The organism is Acetobacter sp. (genome assembly GCF_047723915.1).
Taxonomy (GTDB): Bacteria; Pseudomonadota; Alphaproteobacteria; order Acetobacterales; family Acetobacteraceae; genus Acetobacter.
This window is the reverse complement of record NZ_JBDOBQ010000016.1, coordinates 26516-49123: the sequence shown is the minus strand read 5'-3', so window position 1 is coordinate 49123 and position 22608 is coordinate 26516. Positions and strand designations below refer to the sequence as shown.

General features: G+C 63.4%; 22 protein-coding genes. 9 read left to right on the top strand and 13 right to left on the bottom strand.

Features of this window, described 5'->3' with window-relative positions:
- Positions 1 to 248 precede the first annotated feature (248 nt).
- Positions 249 to 1571 (top strand): outer membrane beta-barrel protein, encoded by a 1323-nt coding sequence (locus ABF990_RS09875; protein ID WP_415500116.1) that lies wholly within the window; start codon positions 249 to 251, stop codon positions 1569 to 1571.
- A gap of 64 nt (positions 1572 to 1635) precedes the next feature.
- On the top strand, positions 1636 to 2229 hold the full coding sequence (locus ABF990_RS09870; protein WP_415491916.1) for a polysaccharide biosynthesis/export family protein: 594 nt from the start codon (positions 1636 to 1638) through the stop codon (positions 2227 to 2229).
- A gap of 13 nt (positions 2230 to 2242) precedes the next feature.
- On the opposite strand, the gene ABF990_RS09865 is transcribed toward ABF990_RS09870, so the two are convergent.
- A complete protein-coding gene (locus ABF990_RS09865; protein ID WP_415491915.1) occupies positions 2243 to 2407 on the bottom strand; it encodes a hypothetical protein in 165 nt (54 codons plus the stop codon).
- Between the two features lie 141 nt (positions 2408 to 2548).
- On the opposite strand from ABF990_RS09865, the gene ABF990_RS09860 reads away from it, so the two are divergent.
- The 3 genes from ABF990_RS09860 to ABF990_RS09850 are packed head-to-tail and all read left to right on the top strand — an operon-like array spanning position 2549 to position 6347.
- Positions 2549 to 3748 (top strand): glycosyltransferase, encoded by a 1200-nt coding sequence (locus tag ABF990_RS09860; protein ID WP_415500117.1) that lies wholly within the window; start codon positions 2549 to 2551, stop codon positions 3746 to 3748.
- A 46-nt stretch (positions 3749 to 3794) separates the two neighbouring features.
- Positions 3795 to 5279, top strand: coding sequence for a hypothetical protein (locus tag ABF990_RS09855; RefSeq protein ID WP_415500118.1), 1485 nt, complete (start codon positions 3795 to 3797; stop codon positions 5277 to 5279).
- Between the two features lie 42 nt (positions 5280 to 5321).
- The gene (locus tag ABF990_RS09850) at positions 5322 to 6347 is read left to right on the top strand and encodes a GNAT family N-acetyltransferase (RefSeq protein WP_415500119.1); all 1026 of its coding nucleotides are present in this window, start codon (positions 5322 to 5324) and stop codon (positions 6345 to 6347) included.
- An 87-nt stretch (positions 6348 to 6434) separates the two neighbouring features.
- Here ABF990_RS09850 and ABF990_RS09845 read toward each other — a convergent pair whose 3' ends face one another.
- The 9 genes from ABF990_RS09845 to ABF990_RS09805 all read right to left on the bottom strand — a co-directional run bounded on the left by ABF990_RS09845 (position 6435) and on the right by ABF990_RS09805 (position 15645).
- Positions 6435 to 6830, bottom strand: coding sequence for a DUF6691 family protein (locus ABF990_RS09845; RefSeq protein WP_415500120.1), 396 nt, complete (start codon positions 6828 to 6830; stop codon positions 6435 to 6437).
- Positions 6827 to 7258 (bottom strand): YeeE/YedE family protein, encoded by a 432-nt coding sequence (locus ABF990_RS09840; RefSeq protein ID WP_415491910.1) that lies wholly within the window; start codon positions 7256 to 7258, stop codon positions 6827 to 6829. The genes ABF990_RS09845 and ABF990_RS09840 overlap by 4 nt, the downstream gene beginning before the upstream one ends.
- Positions 7259 to 7397: 139 nt before the next feature.
- Positions 7398 to 7589, bottom strand: coding sequence for a hypothetical protein (locus tag ABF990_RS09835; RefSeq protein ID WP_415491909.1), 192 nt, complete (start codon positions 7587 to 7589; stop codon positions 7398 to 7400).
- A gap of 10 nt (positions 7590 to 7599) precedes the next feature.
- Positions 7600 to 8736, bottom strand: coding sequence for a cytochrome d ubiquinol oxidase subunit II (gene cydB / locus ABF990_RS09830; protein WP_415500121.1), 1137 nt, complete (start codon positions 8734 to 8736; stop codon positions 7600 to 7602).
- Between the two features lie 15 nt (positions 8737 to 8751).
- Positions 8752 to 10377: a cytochrome ubiquinol oxidase subunit I gene (locus ABF990_RS09825; protein WP_415491907.1), complete on the bottom strand. Its 1626-nt coding sequence runs from the start codon at positions 10375 to 10377 to the stop codon at positions 8752 to 8754.
- A gap of 87 nt (positions 10378 to 10464) precedes the next feature.
- Entirely contained in the window at positions 10465 to 12165 is a 1701-nt protein-coding gene (gene cydC, locus ABF990_RS09820) for a thiol reductant ABC exporter subunit CydC (RefSeq protein ID WP_415500122.1), read from the bottom strand.
- Positions 12162 to 13850 carry a thiol reductant ABC exporter subunit CydD gene (gene cydD, locus ABF990_RS09815; RefSeq protein ID WP_415500123.1) on the bottom strand — a complete coding sequence of 563 codons (1689 nt, stop codon included), beginning with the start codon at positions 13848 to 13850 and terminating at the stop codon, positions 12162 to 12164. The genes cydC and cydD overlap by 4 nt, the downstream gene beginning before the upstream one ends.
- Before the next feature lie 746 nt (positions 13851 to 14596).
- The gene (locus ABF990_RS09810) at positions 14597 to 14998 is read right to left on the bottom strand and encodes an ArsR/SmtB family transcription factor (protein ID WP_415490790.1); all 402 of its coding nucleotides are present in this window, start codon (positions 14996 to 14998) and stop codon (positions 14597 to 14599) included.
- Positions 14995 to 15645 (bottom strand): peroxiredoxin, encoded by a 651-nt coding sequence (locus ABF990_RS09805; RefSeq protein WP_415490789.1) that lies wholly within the window; start codon positions 15643 to 15645, stop codon positions 14995 to 14997. The genes ABF990_RS09810 and ABF990_RS09805 overlap by 4 nt, the downstream gene beginning before the upstream one ends.
- Positions 15646 to 15751: 106 nt before the next feature.
- Between ABF990_RS09805 and ABF990_RS09800 the strand changes: the two genes are divergently transcribed.
- From ABF990_RS09800 to ABF990_RS09785, 4 genes are all read left to right on the top strand, one after another.
- Complete coding sequence (locus tag ABF990_RS09800) at positions 15752 to 16678, top strand: MBL fold metallo-hydrolase (protein WP_415490788.1); 927 nt, start codon at positions 15752 to 15754, stop codon at positions 16676 to 16678.
- Positions 16679 to 16985: 307 nt separating this feature from the next.
- Positions 16986 to 17759 (top strand): sulfite exporter TauE/SafE family protein, encoded by a 774-nt coding sequence (locus ABF990_RS09795; protein ID WP_415490787.1) that lies wholly within the window; start codon positions 16986 to 16988, stop codon positions 17757 to 17759.
- Positions 17760 to 18585: 826 nt separating this feature from the next.
- Entirely contained in the window at positions 18586 to 19431 is an 846-nt protein-coding gene (locus ABF990_RS09790; protein WP_415490786.1) for an aldo/keto reductase, read from the top strand.
- A gap of 3 nt (positions 19432 to 19434) precedes the next feature.
- A complete protein-coding gene (locus ABF990_RS09785) occupies positions 19435 to 19986 on the top strand; it encodes a GlcG/HbpS family heme-binding protein (protein ID WP_415490785.1) in 552 nt (183 codons plus the stop codon).
- Positions 19987 to 20004: 18 nt separating this feature from the next.
- Here the strand turns inward: ABF990_RS09785 and ABF990_RS09780 are convergent, their stop codons facing one another.
- The 3 genes from ABF990_RS09780 to ABF990_RS09770 all read right to left on the bottom strand — a co-directional run bounded on the left by ABF990_RS09780 (position 20005) and on the right by ABF990_RS09770 (position 22464).
- A complete protein-coding gene (locus ABF990_RS09780) occupies positions 20005 to 21261 on the bottom strand; it encodes a spinster family MFS transporter (protein ID WP_415490784.1) in 1257 nt (418 codons plus the stop codon).
- Positions 21262 to 21406: 145 nt separating this feature from the next.
- Entirely contained in the window at positions 21407 to 21799 is a 393-nt protein-coding gene (locus tag ABF990_RS09775; RefSeq protein WP_415490783.1) for a hypothetical protein, read from the bottom strand.
- Between the two features lie 83 nt (positions 21800 to 21882).
- Positions 21883 to 22464, bottom strand: a complete 582-nt coding sequence (locus tag ABF990_RS09770; protein ID WP_415490782.1) for a nuclear transport factor 2 family protein — start codon at positions 22462 to 22464, stop codon at positions 21883 to 21885.
- Between the last annotated feature and the right edge of the window lie 144 nt (positions 22465 to 22608).

The following is a 22608-nucleotide window of genomic DNA, read 5'->3' as shown; positions in this document are numbered from 1 at the left end:
GCCGCAATCCAAGTTTCTCCAAAGGTTAAAAAAAACTTTTTTCTGAGATCACGGAAACGTGACATCCAGCCTGCCGGGGAAGCGTGCCACTATCGCTCATGGTGGGGGACCGGCAACCTGAACGGACGTATAACCGGGCAAGCATAGCCGACCACCCCGCCAAACACGGGAAAAGAACAGAAAAAATAAAGAAGCTTTTTAAAAAACGGCTTCTTTCATCCATCCCTTCGATGACTGATTGGTAGGACATGCCAGTGCGCAAATTCATGGTCATCGGGCTGAGCCTGACTGCTCCAGCCCAGTTTTTTTTGGCCCACAGCGCATGTGCTCAGGTTATCGACAACTATTTCCCCGCCATTGGCAGCGGTGCGGGCGACCTGGAACAGGAACCCGCCCAGATTCGCGTGAATGAGGCCTATGCCCCGCTGGGCAAGCGCTTCGGCCCGCTGCGTATCGACGCGGACGCCGCGGAGGGGGAGGGCTACAACAGCAACGTCGACCGTCTGGTCGGCGGGCATTCCAGTGCCGTGGTGTCGACCCAGGCGAACCTGTCCGCCGTGGCCCGCTGGGGCCAGCGCGACCAGGTGCATGGCGCGATCGGTGTGGACGACACACGCTACCCCTCCCGCGGGATCCAGAACCGCACGAACTGGACCGCCAATCTGGGCGGGGTGCATGATTTCGGGCACGACACGATCGGGGCGGCCTATACCCATCTCTCCCTCGTCCAGACCCCGACGGATCTGGGCGCCCTGGTCATGAGCCGGCCCGTGCCCTACCAGGTGGACGACATAAGGGCGAGCTACACCGCCACAACCCACGGGCGGCTGAGCTTTATTCCCCAAGGGGGAATCCAGCGGTACCATTTCGACTATTTTACCCCCTCCGCCCTGCAGCCCACCCAGAGCTACCGTGACCGCGTGCTGATTTCGCAAGGGGTGACGGCGCAGTACGAACTGCGGCAGGACAGCCATATCCTGCTTGTCCTGCAGGGCACGGAAATCCGTTACCAGAACCGTATCGACAACGCGCCCTCGCGCGATTCCAACGGTGCGGCCATTCTGGCGGGGTACGATTTCGGCCAGCGGGGGCCGGTCCGTTTCCGTGCCCTGGTGGGGTACCAGACGCGGCGGTACCGGGCGGGGGCCTACAGTGTCATCAATTCCCCGATCGCGGAGGGCGAGCTGACCTGGCTGCCCACGCGACTGACAACCGTGAGCGCAAGCGTGCGCCACGGGATCGAGGACAGCGCGTTCGAAAATGTGGTGGGATATACGTTTACCGGTGCGCGGATCGGCGTCAGGCACGCCTATCAGCGCAATATCATTTTTTCTGCCTACGGACAGATCCAGAAAGCGAACTATCCCGCCGCTCCGAGCTTTCTAGAAAACACAACTCTTTATCAGGCACGTAACAATCAGACGTTCTATGGCGTGGGTGCGGGTGCTGAATGGCGGATCAACCGGCATATCAGCCTGTCGGCCAATTACGACTTCAGCAGTCAGAACACGGTCGGCAGCGGGAGTTTCCCGGTGAACGCCGTCATGGTCAGGCTGCATCTGGCCCTGTAGTCCACGCATACAGGCGATCTGGTTCGCGTTCTTGTACAAAGATCATGACAGGAGGATACGACGTATGCCGACGACCTGTTCAGGAACCAGCCGCTCCGCCCTGCTCCGGCGGTCGGTCATGATGGGCGCCATTGGCGGCCTGCTTGCAGGCTGTGCCCCCGGGTCGGGCCTGAAGCCCGTGCCGCCATATGACCCCCACCAGTACCGGCTGGGCGTCGATGATGAAATTCGCGTCATGACGTATGAACAGGACCAGTTTACGTCCGACTTCCGGGTGGACAGTGCTGGCAAGGTCGCTTTTCCCGTAGCGGGCAGCCTGCAGGCGGCCGGGCTGACGACCGAGGAGTTCGCGGCCGAGGTCACCAAGGCGCTCCAGGCCGCCCATATGCTGCGTGAACCCAGTGTCTCGGTCGAGATCACGGCCTACCGCCTGGTATCCGTGCTGGGTGAGGTGGCAAAACCGGGGCAGTATCCGTACCAGCCGGGCATGACCCTGCTGACCGCGGTGGCGGCAGGGGGCGGGTTTACCTACCGCGCCCTGGAAAGCCGGGCCTATGTCGCGCGTCAGGAAGGGGGACATACGGTCGTGGGGTATCTGAAACCCTACGATTATGTGAAGCCGGGTGACGTTATCAAAATTTACGAACGGCACTTTTAAAGAATTCAGGCGTTTACCTGAACAGCAGGAAAGCCGCGATCAGCACACCCCACAGCACCAGGCCCAGTATGATCCCGATCACGATACCGCGCGCACTTCGCAGGCGGTCCGGCGGGGTGGGGCGCGCTGGAGCGACGGGTGTGTGGGTCGAGGTGTCCTGCTGTGTTTTCAGAGCCAAAGATCAATGTCCTGTAGGTGGCACGCCGGAGTTCTGCTGATGCCCGAAAATATCGGTAACGTCCAGTCTCTTAACCTGTAGGGCACGCGTCTTTTGCCACCGCGCCGCCCCTGCGGACGCGGCCAAGCAGAGAGGCAGACCATGAATGTTGTCCGTCCGGCGGGACAGGTCCACAAGGCCCTGCGTGTCGCCATCGTGCATGAATGGCTTGAGCATTATGCCGGTTCGGAACGGGTGGTGGAACAGTTGCTGATCCTGTTCCCGCAGGCCGAACTGTTCGCCATTGTGGACTTCATGCCCGCAAGCGAACGCGCCATGCTGGGCGGGCGGGCGGTCCATACGACTTTTATCCAGAACCTTCCTTTTGCACGCCGCCATTTTCGTAACTATCTGGGCCTTATGCCGCTTGCCGTCGAACAGCTCGACCTGGCGGGGTTCGATCTGGTGATTTCCAGCAACCATGCCTGCGCCAAGGGGGTCATTACCGGGCCGGACCAGGTGCATGTCTGCTACGTGCATTCGCCCATGCGCTATGCGTGGGACATGCAGGCCGCCTATCTGCGCCAGAGCGGCATGCAGCGCGGCCTGCGGAGGCTGTATGCACGCTGGCTGCTGCACCGCCTGCGCAACTGGGACGTACGCTCCGCCGCCGGAGTGGACGTGTTTGTCGCCAATTCCAGTTATATTGCCCGCAGGATCAGAAAAGTCTACCGGCGCGAAGCCAGCGTGGTCTACCCGCCGGTGGATACCCAACGCTTCAACGGCACGGACCACACGCGCCGGGACTATGCCGTCATTTCGCGGCTGGTACCCTACAAGCGGGTGGACCTGGTGGTGGAGGCCTTCGCACGCATGCCCGGCAAGGTGCTGCATGTGGCGGGTGACGGCCCCGAGCGCGAGCGGATTGCAGCCCTTGCCGCCAATGCCCCCAATATTATCCTGCACGGCCGCATATCCGACGCCGAGGTGCTGCGCATGATGCGCGAGGCCCGCGCCTTCGTGTTCGCGGCGGAGGAGGATTTCGGCATTGCCATGGTGGAGGCGCAGGCCTGCGGCACGCCGCTGATCGTTCTGGGTCGTGGCGGCGCACGCGATATTGTACGCGACACCGACGAAAACGGCGGCCCCACCGGCGTTTTTTTCGACCAGCAGACAGTCGAAGCCATTATGGCGGCCGTCACGGAATTTGAAAAACTGGAAACACGCATGACACCGCAGGCCTGCCGCGCCAATGCCCAGCGTTTTTCGCAGGCCGCCTTTCGCCAGTCCATGCTGCGCGTGGTCGAGCAGGCCCTGCACGACCTGCGCCCGTTCGGGGTGGAGGCGGGCTGCGACGCATAAACACCACATACGGGAGACATGACAGCAACGCCAGGGGTGACACGCAATGACGGTTCCAATAGTCGGGATGATTCTGTTTCCGCTTTGCCTGCTGTTGTGGACACATCCTTTCAGAATACTCCAGGTTCTGATGCTGGCGGGTATCCTGCCCGCGGCCGCGGCACTGGTGCTGGGCGGGCTGGGCGTGCAGCCCACCATGGTGCCCGCCATGGCGTTCATGAGCTATGTGGCGCTGCAATGGGCCATGGGCGTGCGCTATCCCGGCGACAGGGCTGTCATGGCGCTGTGTTTTCCCTTCCTGCTGGTCGTGACCTGGGCGCTGCTGGGGTCGATCGTCATGCCGCGCCTGTTCATGAACGAGGTCATGGTCTGGCCGCAAAAGGGGGACTCGGTGGGCGGGCGCGTGCTGCTGGCACCCAGTTTCGGCAATATCTCCCAGGATATCTATCTGATCGTCAACGCCAGTTTTCTGGTCATTGCCGCCCGGTTCCTGACCCGCAGCGACGTGCATATCGACCGGCTGTACCGCACGTTTTTATTAGGGGGGTGGTGCGTTGTCGTCATCTGCCTGTGGCAGCTTGCCCACCGGCTGGCCGGCGTGCCCTACCCTGACACGTTTTTCTATTCCAATCCCGGGTGGTCGGTTCTCAAGACCCAGACCGCGGGGCCGATGCCACGCATCAACGCCTCGTTCTCCGAACCGGCGGCCTGCGCGACCTTTCTGAGCGAAGTGCTGTTCTCCAGCGTATGGATCGTGCTGAACGGCTACAGGACCATGCAGGCCAAATGGCTTATTCCCGCTTCCGCCCTGGCGCTGGCCTGCACAACTTCCACCACCGGGTTCATTACCGTGGCAGCGGGGCTGTGCCTGTTGCCGCTGGCGGCGCTGGCCAGTGGCGCGAACAGGCTGCTGGGCAATATCATGCGCCTGCTGATGGGGGGGGCGGTGGTGCTGGGGTTCGGGGTTCTGGTGGTGGTGACACTGGCGCCACAGGTCGTGCCTGCGGTCCAGTTCGTTTACGAGTCCACGGCCGATAAAAAACAGAGCCAGTCCTACCAGGATCGCTCACAGGTAGACCGGGATTCCCTGGCGCTGGTCGCACAGACCTACGGGCTGGGGGTGGGCTGGGGCAGCAACCGCGCATCCAGCCTGCTGCCCGGAATCCTGTCCAATACCGGTCTGGTGGGCGGGTTCGGGCTCATGATCTTCAACATGACGCTGCTGCGCGCGGCAGTCAGAGCGCGGCGCGCTGTCCCGCCCGGGCCGGAACGCATGGTGATAGAAGGCGTACTGCCCGCCCTGATCGGCGGGCTGATCGCCGCGTGTCTTTCAAGCCCTACACTGGAATATCTCGACTTTTACCTGCTGATCGCCCTGCTGGTCGCAGCCGTGGCGCGGATCGGCCTGTTGCAGACAATGGCCGCCACCCTCCGCCGGACCGCGCTGGTTGCCCAGATGTCAGTCGCGACACCGCCGCAGCCCGCCACGCAGCACCCGGCCCCGCACCAGATCATGCAGGAAACACAATAGACGGCCAATCAGGTTTTCAGAACATCATCAGGATCGTATGGCATGGATCACACCCTTTTTGCGGGAAGCGTTCGCAAGCTTGACCCGCAGGCCTACAGCAAGACACCACGCATTACCGTACCGGACACAGCCCCGCCGCCCAAACCGGACCCGTTCAGCGAAACATGGTGGTGGGATAGCGCTACATGCGGTCGCTACGACATGATCGAGGTCCGGCGCGATGGCAACATGCGGATCGCGCTGCCCGTATACCCGTCAAGAAAACGCGGCCTGACTACCCTTGCCATGCCACCGTACACCCGCACACTCAGCCCCGAACTCACGCTGCCACAGTCGGGGCCGTTCAGGCGGCAACGCAACATCCGCACCCTTGTAGGGGATCTGGTCGACCGCCTGCCCGACTATGACAGCCTGCGCCTTATGCTGGACCCGGAGGACGAAACACCGTTCGGGTTTTCACTGGCCGGGCTCCAGGTGCGTCAGCAGTTCACCTTCCGGCTGGCCGCGGGGTTCAGCCTTGAACAGACGTTGCACAACTGCGACCAGAAAAGCCGCAACCTGATCCGCTCGGCCGGGCGCAGGCTTGAAATTACGCAGGATATAGCACTTTCCAATTTTATCGCCCTGTCGCACCGGGAACGCGCGGCTTCGGGCAATACGCATCATTTTACAATACTGGAGCGGATTTTCGAGCAATGCACACGACGCGGACAAGGAGCAGCGCTCAGCGCCTGGGACGGAACAAAATGCGTGGCCTCGGTCATTATGGTCTGGGGCAGTCGGACGGCGTATTTCTGGCAGTCAACCCGGGACCGGCAAAGCGGGGTATGCGGGGCCAACCTGCTGCTGCTCTGGAAATGCATAGAAATGGCCCATGCCAGAAACCTGACATTCGATTTCGACAGCTATCATTCTGTAGAAACAGCCAAGATGGTATCCAGCTTCGGGTGCCCGCCCGTGGCGCGCCCTGAAATCAACGGTCGTTCGCTGGCCTGGCAGGTCGCCACCACGGCCAAGGCCATCGCACGGCAGGCCCTGTCGCGGGAGCCGGACTGGCAGGCATGGTAAAACGCGGGGGACAGGCCCGCGGACCTGCCGCCACCACGCCGCCATGCACCGACATCGCGCCGTCGCAGGTGCGGCGACCACGGGTGGTCATCGCACGGTCCACATACCCGCTATCATTGCTGCGACAAATACAGCGGCACCCCCCTGCCCGAGCCCGCACGAAACAATGGCGGGGCCGGGGCAAAGACCCACCAGCCCCCAGCCGATACCGAACACCGCCGCGCCGCCCACCAGCCGCGCATCGATCGCGGTCCGGGTGGGCAGATAAAACTGCCTGGCGCAGAGCGGCCGTGTCATATGCCGGGACAGCCGATACCCCAGAAACGAGACCGCAACCGCACCCCCCAGCACGAAAGCAAGACTTGGGTCCCAGTCCCCCGCAAGGTCAAGAAAACCCAACACCCTTGCAGGGTCGACCATACCCGACAGGACAAGACCCATGCCGAACAGCAGACCGCAACCCAGGGCTACAATTATGGTCATGGCAGAATCCCCAGCACGTGCCGGGTAACAAAGACCGTCACGAAGGCCGTCGCCATGAAGGTGATGACGGCAACGATCGAACGCGGTGACAGCCGTGCGAGACCGCACACCCCGTGCCCGCTGGTGCAGCCTGACCCCAACCGTGTGCCGACCCCCACCAGCGCGCCCGCAAGCGCGAGCACAGGCCATGTCGCGGCATTATGAACCTCTGGCCAGTGCCCGGCCAGAACACGGTACAGCGGTCCCGCCACCACAAGCCCCGCGATGAACGCGACGTTCGCACCGGTCCTGCCGTCGCGTGGACCGACAAGACCGCCAAGTATGCCGCTGATACCGGCAATGCGCCCGTTCAGCAGCAGGAACACCGCGGCGGCAAGACCGATCAGCGCGCCACCGCAGGTTGCCTGAATGTCATGTGTCCAGTTCATCTGCCATGCTCCGGGCTGCGGTTTTCAGGTAACGTTTTTCAGGGCAGCAGGCGCCGCGCGAAAAAGACCGCCACACAATAAACCGCAAGATAAAGCGCGGGAATAAAAAAGATGATCCGTTCCAGGTCACCCATCATGATCAGTTGTCCTTTCCTGTCGCGTGTTCATCCTGGGCGTCGAGCAGAATGGCGCCCGCGCCGGCGATCAGGATAATCATCACCGTACCCACCACCCAGGCAAAATACCATGGCCCCTGGTCCCCCACGAACACGGCGAACAGCAGCGCGATGACCAGAACAACGGCGAGACCCGCAAGACGTATGATGCTCATGACATAGTCCTCAGTAGCTATGGGTGTCGTGAATCACGTCAGCGGTCCGGACCTTGCCGCGCATGACGTAATAGCACCACGATGTGTAGGACAGGATGACCGGCACAAAAATCACGGCAACAACCAGCATGCAGGTCAGCCCGTAGGCGCTGGCGGTACTGTTCCAGATAGTCAGGCTCTGGTCCGGTGTGGTGGCCGATGGCATGAGAAAGGGAAACATGGCCGCCCCGACAGTCCCAATCGTGCCGACCCATGACCCGACACCGATCCACCAGGCCATGACCGGGTGGCAGGCCCGCACCATCAGCGTGCCCGACAGCATGCAGGCCGCACCCAGCACCGGAATGAGCCACAGGGCCGGATGGGCCTGAAAGTTCAGGAGCCAGCCACCAGCCGTGACAGCCACATGCTGCCCCTGCATCGGGTTGGCGGGCATGCCCGGCGCCCCCTCGATCAACCGGAAACCGTTCAGGCGGCTGATCCAGACACCACCCCCCACGAACAGCGTGACAGCGGCAAGACCGCCCCGCATCGCATAACGCCGGGCTCTGCCATAAATCGGCTCCTCCGACCGCAGCATCAGCATGACACCACCCTGATAGACGCTGAGTGCGACAGACATCAGCCCGCACAGGATCGCAAAAGGGTTGACCAGGTAGGACAGGAAGGATTCATCCTGATAATACTGGCCGGTCCAGCCGAAATGATAGCCCACACCTTCAAGCACGTTGCCGAAGGCCGCACCGTAGATGAACATGGGCAGCGCCCCGGACACCAGAAAAGCCACGTCCCAGCCGGCCCGCCAGTGCCGGCTGTCGGCCTTGGACCGGTATTCGAAAGCGACGGGGCGCAGGATCATGCTGAACAGCAGCGTGATCATGACAACATAGAAGACCGAGAAGGATGTTGCATACAGCGTCGGAAACGCGGCGAAAATCGCCCCGCCACCAAGGATGAACCACACCTGGTTACCATCCCAGTGCGGGCCGATGATGTTCAGCGCCGTGCGGCGTTCCCCGTCATTGCGACCGACAAAGCGCAGCAGCGTACCCACGCCCATGTCCATGCCCACCATGACACCCAGCCCGATGAACAGGACGCCCAGGATACCGGCCCAGACCAGCTTGAGAATTGCGTACGTCTCCATTTTTACAACACTCCCTTACGATGACAGGGAGGATGCGACGGAAAACGCATCCTTCCGTTCGGGCACGACATGTGCAGGGCTGCCGTGTTCTCCATGCGCGCCATGGTCGGGGCCCAGGCGGGCGTATTTGAACATCAGGAACAGTTCAGCCGCGATAAAGGCGGAATAAAGCAGCGCAAACCCGGCCAGAGAAAAGACCATGTAGCCCACGCCATGGCTGGACGCGGACAGGAAGGTGGGCAGCCGGTTGAACACCGTCCAGGGTTGGCGGCCCGCCTCGGCGGTAATCCAGCCGAATTCGGTCGCCAGAATGGGCAGCGGGATCGACCACATGCACAGTTTCAGGAGCAGGCGGTTGCGTTCGAGCTGATTTTTCAGGCTGACATAGGCGGAAATCGCAAAAAGCGCGAAAAACCACAATGACAGGAACACCATGATCCGGAACGACCAGAAGGTGACAAACACGTTGGGCAGGATATCGGGTTTGGTCTGCTGCACCACGCGGTCCATCTGGTCGGCCGGAATGGCTGTCACGTCCTGGTTCGGGGCGTGCTGCATGGCCAGGAAGCCAAAGCCCATATCGGCCTCATGCGCCCTGAACAGCGCCAGATCCGCCGGATCGTGCCCCTGCCCGTAATGGCGCAGCGCCGACAGGGCCTGAATACCCGAAACAATACGCGGGCCGGCCTGTTCCTGCAGTTCCGTCATGCCGGTAATGGGCGTGTCGAAAGCATGGGTCACCAGCGGTGTCAGCACGAAAGGCACGCCAATTTCGAGGTGGTTTTCCTGCTTTGCGTCATCGGGCAGGGCAAAGGCCAGCCAGGGCTCGAACGGCGGCCTGCTGGTGTGCCAGAGCCCTTCGATCGCGGCAATCTTGGTGGGCTGGTGTTCGTAGTCCAGCCGCCCCAGCACGTCACCCAGCGTAATGACGGCCACGGTGGAAATAATGCCGAACAGTGCCGCCATACGGAAGGAGCGTGCGGCAAATGCCCTGTTCCTGCCACGCAGGATATAAAACGCGCTGATACCCATGACAAACATGGCCGCCGAGACATAGCCCGCGACCGAGGTATGGACGAACTTGGCCTGCGCGTCGGGGTTGAAGATGACCTTCACCACGCTGTCGAACTGCATGCGCATGGTCTCGGGGTCGAAATGCGCGCCTTCGGGCATGTTCATGCTGGCATTGGCCACAAGTATCCACAGTGCTGAAAGGTTGGACCCCAATGCCACCAGATAGGTGACCGCCAGATGCGCAGGCCGGCTCAGCCGGTCCCAGCCGAAAAACATCAGCCCCACGAAAGTGGATTCCATGAAAAAGGCCATAAGCCCTTCAATAGCCAGGGGGGTGCCGAACATATCCCCGAAAAAACGGGAATACATGGACCAGTTGGTGCCGAACTCGAACTCCATGGTAATGCCGGTTGCAACACCGATGGCGAAATTGATACCGAACAGCTTGCCCCAGAACTGGGCCATGTCCTTGTAGATCTGCCGACCGGTGACGACGTACACCGTCTCCATCGCCGCGAGCATGAAGGTCAGTCCCAGTGTCAGCGGCACGAACATGAAATGGTACAACGCTGTCAGCGCGAACTGGAACCGCGACAGATCGACAACGTCCGGGTTGATAAGGTCCACGATCAATACTCCTGATCTTTGCAGTTTGGCCCGAGCGTTATCCGGTCGGGGCGGTGTCGTGCCGTGCGGCACGCGATCCGTGTCATGTCATCGCGGCCTCCCGCGGGGTGTCGCGCTGTCCTGGAAACGCCGGTCCACGATCTCCACCGTCCGGTCCAGAAAGGGCAGGATCGCCCTGCGATGCGTGATGCACAGTACCGTCGCATCCGGCGGGAGGGCGGCCAGCAGCGCTGTCATCACCGCGCGCTCGGTCACGGGGTCCAGCCCTTCGGTCGGTTCGTCAAGGATCAGCCAGCGCGGGCGGCGCAGCAGCACGCATGCCAGCGCAAGGCGTCGGCCCTGACCGCCCGACAGGCGCAGCCCCGCCTCGCCCACCAGTGTGTCCAGCCCGTCAGGCGCGTCGCGCACGAAGGACGCCAGTTGGGCCGTTTCCAGTGCCGCCCACATTCCGGCCTCATCCGCCATGGGGCACGCCATGGCCAGGTTGCGGCGAATGCTGCCCTGGAACAGATGCGCATCCTGCGACAGCACGCCAACCATTTCGGGCAGGGCGGCGGCATCCAGCACCCGCGCATCCACACCGCCGAAACGCATCTGGCCTTCCTGATACGCATTGAAGCCGAAAAGCAGCGATATGATCGTGCTTTTTCCAGCACCCGACGGCCCGACGAGCGCGACCCGTTCACCCTGCCTTATGGTCAGATCGGCATGACGCAGGACCCATGGCTCGTGCGGCGCATAGCGCATGCCGATCTGACGCAGTTCCAGGTCCAGCGACGCGGCAGGCGGTATCGGCATTGCCTTGGCTGTCGGGGGGGCTGGCGGGCACAGCGCGCGAATGCGTTTGCCCGCCAGAAGCGCGTGGCGCGCCATCTGCCGTGCGGCGGCAAGCGGTGCGACTGTTTCGAACGCCGCCAGCGCACCAAGTGCGAGCATGGGCAGGGAGGTCGCGCAGAGCAGGCCATGCTGCCGGGCCGTGGCGGCACAGGCCATGACACCGATGGCGGTCGACACTGCCAGCAGCCCCACGAGTGCCCGCCCTCCGGCCTCTATCGCGGCCAGTTGCAGGCGTGCGCGCCGGATTGCGGTCTGCCGGCTTTGCAGGCGCTGCCGCATGGCGTCCCCCGCGCCCAGAAACGCGATCTCGTCCAGACTTTGCAGGATTTCCACCAGATCGCCATGCATCCTGTCCTGGTGCGGGGCGATGCGGGCCGTGGCCCGGTCCGACAGGTGGCCCGCGACCAGTGGCAGGCCCACACCGCAGGCCAGCAACCCCATGGCAAGCACACCCCCGGCAAGCGGCACGAAGAAACCGGTTATACCCACACAGACCAGCCCGCAGATGGCAGCCGTGACGCAGGGCACTGCCACATCCAGATAGGCATGACCGACCTTTTCCGTGTCGGAGACAAAGCGGAAAAGCTGCTCGCCACTGCGCTGGTCCGCCACGCGTGCCGGCGCCAGCATGACACGCCGCCCGAAGCTCCAGACCCGGATCTGGCCGACCAGCCGCAGGGTTACGTCGTGGGTGACAACCCGCTCCCCGTAGCGGGCCAGAATGCGCGCACTCGCCAGAAAGCGCACAGCCGCCGCAGGCAGGGCCATGTTAAAGGCGCTACTGGCGGCAAAACCCGCCAGGCCGGCAGCCGCAGCCCCGGCAAGCAGCCAGCCGGACAGAAACAGCAGGCCGAAATTGGCCAGCGCGGCCATGCACGCAAGCCCCAGCCCCAGCAGCATGCGCCGCCCTGTTGGCCCGCCCGGCCATAGAAGGCCCAGCCCCTGTTTCATGCCGCGACCCTTTCCGCGCCCCGCTGGCAGCGCAGGGTGCCGTTTTCGACCACGAGAACCTGGGCGGCGGCATCCACCAGCATCTGCCGATGTGTGGCGACAATAACGATCCGCCCGCTTGCGCAGCGCCGGATGGTGTCTGTCACGCGCTGCTCGCTGCGCGGGTCCAGACCGGCCGTGGGTTCATCCAGAACAAGGATCGCGGGGTCGCGGACCAGTGCGCGCGCCAGCGCCAGACGCCGCACCTGCCCGCCAGAAAGACGGGCGCCGCGTTCGCCGACACAAGTCATGAACCCGTCGGGCATGGCCTCGATAAACGACAGGGCGTCGGCCTGGGCGGCAGCCATGCGCAGCCGGGCCATGTCCGCATCGGGCGCACCCAGACGCAGGATATCGGCAATGCTGCCGCAGGGCAGGCAGGGGTGCTGCGGCACCCAGCCGATCCGGTCGTGCCAGCCCCCTTCAAGCTCCCGCCCGGCACCGTCGCATGCGACGATCCGCCCGGCACCGGGTGAGAGCAGACCCAGCACAAGGCGCATCAGGGTGGTCTTGCCCGCACCGCTTTCCCCCACCAGCACCGTCAGTGCATCGCGCGAAAACTGGCAGGACACATGTTCCAGAACCGCGTTAGCGCCCGCGCCATACCCGGCCGAAACCCCCTGGCACGCGACAAGGGCGATCGGGATCTGCCCCGCCGCCATAAGGGGGGCCATGTCCGCCACCGGGGCTTCGGGCAAGACCAGCAGAGCGGAAATGCGCTGCATGGCCACGGCGGCGTTCTGGCGTGCGTGATAGCTGGCCGAAAACGCCCGCAACGGCATGAAATATTCGGGCGCCAGCAACAGGACGAGAAAAGCCGTGTAAAAGTCCACATGGCCAGCCAGCAGGCGTGACCCGAACACCACCGCCACCAGAGCTATGGACAGGCTGGCGAAAAACTCCAGCGTAGCCGATGTCAGAAAAGCCACCCGCATGACCGACAGGGTGGTGCGCCGGTAGCCGTCGGCCATGGTTGCAACGACCGCCACGGCCTGCCGCGCATGGCCGAAAAGCCGCAGCGTTGTCCGCCCCTGAAGAAAATCGAGAAAGCCCGCGCCCAGCAGCAGCAACTGGGTCCATTGCCGGTCCATGATCGCCTGCGCCCTGTAACCGACCAGCGCCATGAACAGGGGAACCAGCGGGCCGGTCACCGCCAGGATCAGGAAACTCCAGCCGTCCAGCCCGGCCACGCAGGCCAGAACCATAAGGGGCATGACCACCATCATCGCGGCACGGGGCAGATAATGGGCGATATACGGCTCCAGCGCGTCCACACCATCGACCAGGGCTGTCACCGTTTCGCCCGCGCCACGGCCTGCAATACCGAGCGGCCCCACCCGCAGAAGATGGGCCAGAACCTCCGCGCGCAACGCGGCGACAACCTTCATGCCCGCCGCGACCGACGCCATGTCGGCCAGCCAGACCAGCACGCACCGCACCGCCAGCAGGGCCATCATCCACATCAGGTGGCGGGTTTGCCCGCCGAAACCATAAGCCTTGAAGGTCAGGTCATCGACAATGCGGGCCAGAACGATCAGTTGCAGTACCAGCACCGCACCGGCCGCACCGTTCAGGGCGACTGCAACGCCCAGCCACAGGCCACCCCGCGATGCCAGCGCCGTCAGCTTTCTGTCTTCTGTTCGCATCGGCCGCGCACCCTTACCCGCCGCATGGTAGCGGCTTATTACTTTCACATTTTATGAAAGTAATACTTACATTAATCATGAAATTAATGGTGGTCAAGAGAGCGCAATCCGCCCGCCATGACGCGTTCCGCGCCGGAACGCACCCACGCACCACGACAGGGCACAGGGCACAGGGCACAGGGCACAGGGCACAGGGCACAAACCCTATGCCGGCCGACCGGCAACAGAAATATGGAAAGGAAGGATGGAAGGGGCCGGACACAGGCGGGGCGACCCGCTGGAGGGATGGCGCGTGTTCTTCGCCGGGCTATGGAGCCTTCATGGTCGCCTGCGGGTTCTGTCCTTCATGATATCCTTCATGATGCCGGACACGGCAAAAGACGGCGCGCCTTCACCCGCACGACCGCCCCGAAACGCCAATTTCTGTAACGCCATCAATCGCCCCGGACCGCGATAACCGAGCGGCCAGAGCATGATTGGTGACATACGCGTGGGACAAAAGCATTGCCCCCGCCCGTGAGCCCCGGCGCGGGAGATTACGCCGCACAACCGGCAAAACGGGGCTGCGGGCTGCGGGCTGCGGGCTGCGGGCTGCGGGCTGCGGGCTGCGGGCTGCGGGCAGGCAGTCCACAAACGGGGGAAGACAACAAGCCCCATGCGCAGGTGGGAGCGGGGTCACGGCAAGACCATGCGGGGCGACTACAACAGCCCCCTTCATACCCACGGCCATCGGGCCACGGAGCGGGTCAGTCCCTGTCGGCCATGACGCCGACGCGGGCAAATATGGCCCCGACATCCTCGCGCGTGCTGGCATGCGGGCGTGGCGAAGCCCCTCTGGGGGGCACGTACAGGCCGGATTGCGTGTTCCAGACCCCAAACAGCGAACGCACCCAGTTTTCTTCCTCCGGCTCGGCAAAGCTGTAGAAGATCGCGCGCGATTCGCGTTCAGTGCGCAAGATCCCGGCCCGGCGCAGCACCCCAAGCTGCTGGCTGAGTGTCGGCTGGCCAATACCCGTACCGCTTTCCAGTTCGCTGACAGCCCGCGGCCCGTCCAGCAACTGCGCCAGAATCATGAGCCGCTGCGGCTGCGCGAACAGTTTCAGGCGTTCGGTCAGTTTTTTTGCGTCGTCGGCGCTCAGGGCATTCATGCGCGCGTGTCCGGCTGGGTGCGCATGAACCACGCGGGGCCGGCGGCAACGGCGTCCTGCTGGGTCTGCACGGCTGGCAGCACGGTATCGTCCCCCGGTCGCCACCCTTCGGGGGTCAGCACATCTTCCCTGCTGACTTTCTGCAACGCCGCAAGCAGGCGCAGCATTTCCGTGACCGACCGGCCGACCGACATGGGATACCACGTGATCGCACGAATGATGCCCTCGGGGTCGATCACGTGCACGGCGCGAACCGTGGCGCTGTTTTCCGCCGTCTGGTCGAGCATGCCGTAAGCCCGTGCAACCGCCATCGAGGGGTCCTCGACGATGGGAAAAGGGATCGTGACCCCGAACTGCGCACGAATGGCCTCGATCCAGGCCAGATGCGCCGGCAGGCTGTCCACCGAAAGCCCCAGCAAGGCGCAGTCCGCGGCCTGAAAACGCTCGAACGCCGCCGCAAAGGCCAGAAACTCGCTGGTGCAGACGGGCGTGAAATCCGCCGGGTGGGCAAACAGCATGACCCAGTGCCCACGCAGCTTGCTTAACTGCAAACGCCCATGCGTCGTACGCGCGATGAAATCGGGCGCCTTGTCGCCAATTCTCGGTACAGGCTCTGCGGTGCAGGTCATTGAATCGGAGTTCGTCATCGCTTCCTTCATAAATCCATACCCGGCCTTGACGCAACAATGTTTCATTATTAAATAAACAGACACGCCATAGTTAAGAAATTTCATTAACAAATGGAAGCCCGCCATGTCTGATCCCGCACTGGCCGCCGCCACCGCCCAGATCCTGCACGTCGAGAACGGGCAGGCCCGAGCGCCCGTAATCCGCTCCTTTTTCGATCCGGCGACCTTTACGGCAACCCATGTCGTGCATGACCCGCTCACGCGCGGGGCCGCGATCATCGACAGCGTGCTGGATTACGACGCCGCATCGGGCCGCACCAGCCACGCCACGGCGCAACAGGTGGTCGACTACGTTCGGGCCGAAGGGCTGCATGTCGAATGGCAGCTCGAAACCCATGCCCATGCGGACCACCTGTCGGCCGCGCCGTGGCTCCAGGCCCAGTTGGGCGGCAAGCTGGCCATCGGGGCTGAAATCGTCCATGTGCAGGATGTGTTTGGCAAGATTTTCAATGCGGGCACGGAATTCGCGCGGGATGGCTCGCAGTTCGACAGGCTGTTCCACGATGGCGACCGTTTTTCCGTCGGGGGTATTGATGCCATAGCCCTGCATGTGCCCGGCCATACACCGGCCGACATGGCCTTTGTCATTGGCGATGCCGCCTTTATCGGCGATACGCTGTTCATGCCCGATTACGGCACCGCCCGGGCGGATTTTCCCGGCGGCGACGCGCGCCAGCTCTTTCATTCGATCCGCCGCCTGATGGCCCTGCCCGACCGGACACGCCTGTTCCTGTGTCACGACTACAAGGCCCCCGGCCGCGACCATTTCGCGTGGGAGACCACGATCGGCGCCGAACGCCAGGGGAATATCCACGTCCATGACGGCGTGGAGGAAAACACGTTTACCGCCATGCGCACCGCGCGCGACGCCACGCTGTCCCTCCCCAACCTGATCATGCCCTCGGTGCAGGTGAACATGCGCGGGGGCCGCATGCCGGAGCCCGAAACAAACGGTACGCGCTACATCAAAATCCCCATCGACACGCTCTGACACGCCGCCACCGCCATGTACCCCCTCCCCTCGATCGAGACCCCCGACTGATGCCTTCGCGCTCCCCGACACCCCGGTTTTTCATTGCGCCCCGGCTTTCGCTGGCCGATGTCAGGGCGGTGGCATCCAATGGCTTTTGGGGCATTCCCTGCGCACGCCCGCAGTTTCAATATCGTCATCGCGCGGGGGCGGACCACGGGGACGGCGTGGGTCGTCAGGAAAAAAATCGTGCCCGTTCCGCGCCGGCATGGCCTGCCGCGCCACCACGCACTGACCGCCGCACAGCGGTAAGCCCCCGGAGCCTGACATGCAGCCAGGTCTGATCCATCTGGCTCTGGAACTTTTTTCCGGCGGCCTTGTCGGCTTTACGCTCGGGCTGATCGGCGGTGGCGGCTCGATCCTGGCCGTACCGCTGATGGTGTATGTCGTGGGCGTTGCCAATCCTCATGTCGCCATTGGCACAAGCGCACTCGCAGTTGCGGTCAATGCGCTGGCGGGGCTGGCGCAGCATGCCCGCCTTGGTACCGTAAAATGGCGCTGCGCCGCGATTTTCGCCCCATGCGGCGTTATGGGCGCACTGGGTGGGGCCACGCTGGGCAAGGCCATGGATGGCCGCCGCCTGTTGCTGTGCTTTGCGCTGCTTATGGTGGTGGTGGGGGTGCTGATGCTACGCGGCCGCCGCAACCAGGGCTGCGAGGGCGCGGCCTGCAACCGGGAAAACGCGGCCAAGGTCATGACCTACGGGCTTGGCACCGGCGTGCTGTCCGGGTTTTTCGGCATTGGGGGCGGGTTCCTGATCGTGCCCGCACTTGTTGCGTCCACCGGCATGCCGATCCTGAACGCCATTGGCACGTCACTGGTCGCGGTCGCGGCCTTTGGCGCCAGCACGGCAATCAGCTACATGGCGTCTGGCCTGATCGACTGGAACCTGGCCCTGCTGTTTATTCTGGGCGGTATTCTGGGCAGTTTCGGCGGTATGCGCACGGCCAGGGTTCTGGCTGGCACAACCGGAGCGCTGACCGTCTTTTTCTCCGGCGTTATCTTCTGTGTGGCCAGTTACATGATCTGGCACAGCTTCTGACCGCCCGGGCCGCGCCGTAAGGTCCGGCTTACCGGGCCCTGGTGGCACCTGAACGGCCGCATGAGCGATGACCTGCCCGCGAAAGCTCCACCACGCCGCCCCACCCTGCACCAGACCACCCGCCCCGGCCCATGGGCCCAAGGAGCGCGGGGCCAGAACTCGGGGCCCCGAACCGGGAGCCCCAGATTACCAGATCCAAACCGCCGGTCCCGGACACCCCGACCTCCGGCCCCGACTACCGGCCCAGACTACCGGCCCAATCCGCGGATCATGGCAGCCGCAACGTCCCAGTTCCCTGCCCCCGATGTCCCCCTGCCCTGCGGGGAATGCCGTGCGGCCAGCATGGTGGCAGACAGAGCGCACATCCATGGCGGGCAACGCAAGCTTGCAAAACGATATCGCTTTTTTTATAGTGAATTCATGGATACCATGACGGGTATTCGTATTATCAGCCCGTCATGCCTCGTACCCGATGGGGGTGCCTGCGGCAGGCGCTGCGCAGGCATTGACGGGGGTTGCGCCATGCTCTCTCATGGTTTGCGCGTATCCTTACCATGCGCCCTCAAGCACGTGGGAGACATCATCATGCACGTGCCCGTCACCCGTGAAGACACGGTATCTCCCGAGGGTTGCTGAACTGGCATATGGCTGTCATCGCTGACGAACAGGTGACAGAGCCTTAATCTTTTTCCCGCGCGGGGCGTGGTTTGCGGCCGTTCGGCGGCCACAGCGCACCCCTATGCCGTTTGCGGCACCCCCGCGCATAGCCCGGTCCTGCCCCGGTAACACACCGCAGGCCCGGGCTCAGACCAAGGAGCTGACAAGCATGACCACACCGACAATTCCGACACGGACCCTGAACGACGGCGCAACCCAGCCCGCCATCGGATTTGGAACCTACCAGCTCAACGGCTCGGTGGGCGTTGCCGACATGGTCAGCGCGATCAGGGTCGGAAACCGCCTGCTCGACTCCGCCTTCAATTACGAAAACGAAGGTGCGGTGGGCGAAGCCATCCGCCAGGCCGGGGTGCCGCGTGAACACTTACGCGTGACCTCCAAGCTGCCGGGCCGCCACCATCACTTCAAGGAAGCCATCGCCACGATCGAGGAATCGCTCTATCGCGCGCAGCTCGACTATTACGACCAGTATCTGATCCACTGGCCCAACCCCAGCAAGGGCCTGTATGTCGAAGCCTGGACCGCCCTGATCGAGGCACAGAAAAAAGGGCTGGTCCGCTCCATTGGCGTGTGCAACTTCCTGCCCGAACACCTCGAAAAGATCATTGCCGAAACCGGCGTAACACCTGCGGTCAACCAGGTTGAGCTGCACCCCTATTTTCCGCAGGCCGAACAGCGCGCCTTTGACAAGGCACACGGGATTCTCACCCAGTCCTGGAGCCCGCTGGGCCGGGCCAGCCGCATGTTGCAGGACCCCGTGCTACAGACCGTGGCGGAACGGGTTGGCAAGTCGGTAGGCCAGGTCATCCTGCGCTGGCATGTCCAGCTCGATGCCGTGCCGCTACCCAAAGCCTCAGCCCCGGCGCGGCAGACGGAAAACCTGAGCGTGTTCGATTTTGAACTGAGCCCCGACGACATGGCGCAGATTGCAACGCTGGCCCGGCCCGATGGACGCACATTCGGCCAGGACCCCGCCCATTACGAGGAATTCTGAACCATGCGCCACACCGCAAAGGCTCCGGCCAGGGCCGTGACCTGCGCGTTCGTGCTCTGCCTCAGCGCCCTTGCGGGTGGGGCCACCATGCCGGCCCAGGCGGCGGGCACGAACCTTGTCACGACACAGAAACTGGACTGGACGACAGCCGAAAAACTGGCAGCGGAGGCTGTGCGTGTCTGCGCCGCACGCGGTTTTTCGGTCACCGCAACCGTAGTCGACCCGTCCGGCCACCAGCAGGTGGTGATCAAGGGCGATACGGTTCCCCTGCAATCCCTGTCGGTGTCGTACCGCAAGGCCTATACCGCCTATTCCTACGGCATGGCCTTTGGCAAGAACGCAACCAGCGAACTTGTGGCCGCGAAGCTGACAGGCCCAGCCGACGGGTCGCTGGCGACCGTGCCCGAGGTGCTGTTCATTGCCGGGGGTGTTACGCTACGCAAGGCCGACGGCACCGTGCTGGGCGGCATTGGCGTGTCAGGGGCTCCGGGCGGGGACAAGGACGAGGCCTGCGCGCAGGCCGCGGTGGACAGATACCGCGCCGACTTTCACTGATCTGGCGTAAGGCCGCCCCTAGACGGCGGCCTTACGCAGGTAAGGGCGGGTTGCGGCGATACACACGCCCGAAATCACCGCCGCACCTGCCACCACCCACCCCAGGGATGACGCCACTCCCCCCGCCGTGCGGAAAACATGATCGTCCAGATACCCGATCAGCATGGACCCGCCAGACAGGCCGATCATGGCGTTGCACAGCAGTAATGTAGCCGAAAACTGGGCGCGCAGGGCTTTGGGCACCTGCTGCTGCACAACCAGGGCTGACGGCGGCATGGGGAACGACGCGAAAAAGAACGCAACGGCCAGCAGCAGCACGAACGCGGTATTGCCAGGCATGAGCAATGCCGCCAGCAGAAAGAGCGGGGCCGCCACGGCCCCTGTCAGCCCGACACGGGCCGGTGCATCCGCATGGCCACGACTGGCCAGCAGGTCGATCAGCCGCCCGCTGGTATACACTCCGCCACACCCGCACACGATGGCGATCAGGCCCATGACAAGTCCTACATCCTGATGCGAGAAATGCCGCCCGCGCCCGAGCAGGGCCGGGGTCCAGCTCATGAGGGAGAACAGAATGATGGCGGTGCAGGAATAGCCCAGAAAATGCAGTGTAAAAAACTTCCAGTGCCGGGCCATATGACGGGCGGCCGCCCAGGCAGGCGGGCGTTCACCCGTGCCAAAGGTCCGCCCGGCAGGTTCGCGCACGCCCAGGGCGATGCACAGCGCCAGAGGCAGGCCGGGCAGGCCCACAGCCATGAAACACAGCTTCCACCCCGCAATACCATGCCACGATGTCGCGTCGTGCAGGGCTGCCAGCAGCATGCCGCCGCACAGGAAGGCAAGCCCGGCCCCCACAAAGGAGCCAAGCGAGAACAGGGCCAGCGTGCGACCCAGCCTGGCAGGCGGAACAATGTCGGCCAGGAAGGAATACACCGCGGGCACGAGTGCCGCCTCCCCTATGCCGACACAGGTGCGGCAGAAAAAAAGCTGCCAGAAATTCGATGAAAAACCGCAGCCGATCGTAGCCACGCTCCATAATGCAACCCCCGCCGCCAGAATGGGCGGGCGGGGCATGCGGTCCGCCAGAGCCGCCACAGGCAGGCCCAGTACGGAATAGAACAGCGCAAAGGCCAGACCGTTGAGCAACGCGAACTGGAAGTCCGACAGGCCCAGATCGGCTTTGACCGGACCGATCAGCAACGCCAGAATCTGCCGGTCGACAAAGGACAGAACATAGGCTGTCGCGAACAGGGTAATCACGGAACGCGCTTTCATGGCCTTGTGCCTCTTAACTGTACCGGTATCGTAACGTTATGGTAATCGTCTGACATGTCCATGCGCGATGGGCCGGCAGCCCATCGCGGCCGTTCGGGCGGTGCTCGCACCATGGTCTTCTGCCAAAGCAGGTTTTTTCAGACCGTCAGGGCAGGAAGGTTTCGTGCAGGAAGCTCCAGGCCAGCCCGGTTGCCGTGCTGCCGGGCACGAACAGTGCGCTCGACCAGCGTTCGGTGCGGCTTTCGCCCTGTGTCTGCACTTCGCGGTACGTGGCCAGCAGCGCATCCCCCACGCGGGTATGAATGGCCACATCCTCGATCTCCATCACCAGGCCGGGGCGCGAGCCGCGCAGCTTGGGCAGGGCGGCGGCAAAGCCGTCCAGCCCGATACGGCGACCGGCCGCCCCCACCATTTCGTAGCCCGGTGCGAAATGATCAATAATATCCTGCGGGTTTTCGCTCCCTTCCCCACGGAACCATGCCTGAAGCAGCACGTGCAGATCCACGATTTCCTGTGTTGCGGCCTTGAGATCGTCCATATGAAAAATCCTTTTTCTCTCGTTCTTTTTCAAATCCGTATCGGCCCGTAACATGCGGGCCATACCCCGGTGCCCATAGGCATTCAGGGCTGCATCAGCACCGAACGGGTGGGAATGCTCTGTGCCCAGCCCTGCGCCAGAGGGGCTACAAAAACGTTTTCCGTGCGGGTGCGGGCAATTTTCCAGACCCCGTTTTCACGGCGGAACAGGTTGTTCAGGCGGCTGGACCGCAGCAGGGAACTGCCATCGCTGAAAATCCAGGGCTGGCAGTGCACCCATTGCCCGTCGGCCTCATCGCCCTGCACATGAATCTGTTCCGATGTCAGGTAATGCACGTTCAGCACCAGAGCCGGGTCGCGCTTGAGACCCCAGAACCCCTCGAAATGCCTGCGAATGGCCGCTTTGCCCACACACTGGCCGAACTGGTTGGTATAGTATTCCCCAACCCCTTCCCATACCGCGTCCTCGGTATACAGGTCCATGATCCGCTCGATCCGCGTGGCGTCGTCCTCCACCCCGGCTTCGGGGCAGGGTGTATCGCACAGGAACATGTAGCGCGCCTGAATACGGCGGATATCGGCCTCGGCCTCCAGTTCGTCCACCCGGCGGGTCAGAGCTGCGAGGGTCGCACTCAGTGTTTCAACAAGGGATGTGTCGTCAGCCATGGGTCTCACTTTCCTTGAAACGATCGGCCAGCAGCCGTCACGGTAGGTAGTACTGCGCCGGGCGGGCGGCGCAGGCGGGGAGCACTTCAGCCCGCCCGGCTGGCAACAGGAGGAACAGCCCGCCGGGCAACAGAGGGCCAACCG

Excerpts from the sequence above, each read along its gene's own strand:
- ABF990_RS09875 (WP_415500116.1), top strand. The coding sequence starts at position 249 with ATGCCAGTGCGCAAATTCATGGTCATCGGGCTGAGCCTGACTGCTCCA.
- ABF990_RS09805 (WP_415490789.1), bottom strand. The coding sequence starts at position 15,645 with ATGACGAACTCCGATTCAATGACCTGCACCGCAGAGCCTGTACCGAGA.
- cydD (WP_415500123.1), bottom strand. The coding sequence starts at position 13,850 with ATGCGAACAGAAGACAGAAAGCTGACGGCGCTGGCATCGCGGGGTGGC.
- ABF990_RS09850 (WP_415500119.1), top strand. The coding sequence starts at position 5,322 with ATGGATCACACCCTTTTTGCGGGAAGCGTTCGCAAGCTTGACCCGCAG.
- cydB (WP_415500121.1), bottom strand. The coding sequence starts at position 8,736 with ATGGAGACGTACGCAATTCTCAAGCTGGTCTGGGCCGGTATCCTGGGC.
- ABF990_RS09840 (WP_415491910.1), bottom strand. The coding sequence starts at position 7,258 with ATGAACTGGACACATGACATTCAGGCAACCTGCGGTGGCGCGCTGATC.
- ABF990_RS09835 (WP_415491909.1), bottom strand. The coding sequence starts at position 7,589 with ATGAGCATCATACGTCTTGCGGGTCTCGCCGTTGTTCTGGTCATCGCG.
- ABF990_RS09780 (WP_415490784.1), bottom strand. The coding sequence starts at position 21,261 with ATGAAAGCGCGTTCCGTGATTACCCTGTTCGCGACAGCCTATGTTCTG.
- ABF990_RS09855 (WP_415500118.1), top strand. The coding sequence starts at position 3,795 with ATGACGGTTCCAATAGTCGGGATGATTCTGTTTCCGCTTTGCCTGCTG.
- cydC (WP_415500122.1), bottom strand. The coding sequence starts at position 12,165 with ATGAAACAGGGGCTGGGCCTTCTATGGCCGGGCGGGCCAACAGGGCGG.
- ABF990_RS09790 (WP_415490786.1), top strand. The coding sequence starts at position 18,586 with ATGACCACACCGACAATTCCGACACGGACCCTGAACGACGGCGCAACC.
- ABF990_RS09810 (WP_415490790.1), bottom strand. The coding sequence starts at position 14,998 with ATGAATGCCCTGAGCGCCGACGACGCAAAAAAACTGACCGAACGCCTG.
- ABF990_RS09785 (WP_415490785.1), top strand. The coding sequence starts at position 19,435 with ATGCGCCACACCGCAAAGGCTCCGGCCAGGGCCGTGACCTGCGCGTTC.
- ABF990_RS09795 (WP_415490787.1), top strand. The coding sequence starts at position 16,986 with ATGCAGCCAGGTCTGATCCATCTGGCTCTGGAACTTTTTTCCGGCGGC.
- ABF990_RS09860 (WP_415500117.1), top strand. The coding sequence starts at position 2,549 with ATGAATGTTGTCCGTCCGGCGGGACAGGTCCACAAGGCCCTGCGTGTC.
- ABF990_RS09845 (WP_415500120.1), bottom strand. The coding sequence starts at position 6,830 with ATGACCATAATTGTAGCCCTGGGTTGCGGTCTGCTGTTCGGCATGGGT.
- ABF990_RS09775 (WP_415490783.1), bottom strand. The coding sequence starts at position 21,799 with ATGGACGATCTCAAGGCCGCAACACAGGAAATCGTGGATCTGCACGTG.
- ABF990_RS09800 (WP_415490788.1), top strand. The coding sequence starts at position 15,752 with ATGTCTGATCCCGCACTGGCCGCCGCCACCGCCCAGATCCTGCACGTC.
- ABF990_RS09770 (WP_415490782.1), bottom strand. The coding sequence starts at position 22,464 with ATGGCTGACGACACATCCCTTGTTGAAACACTGAGTGCGACCCTCGCA.
- ABF990_RS09870 (WP_415491916.1), top strand. The coding sequence starts at position 1,636 with ATGCCGACGACCTGTTCAGGAACCAGCCGCTCCGCCCTGCTCCGGCGG.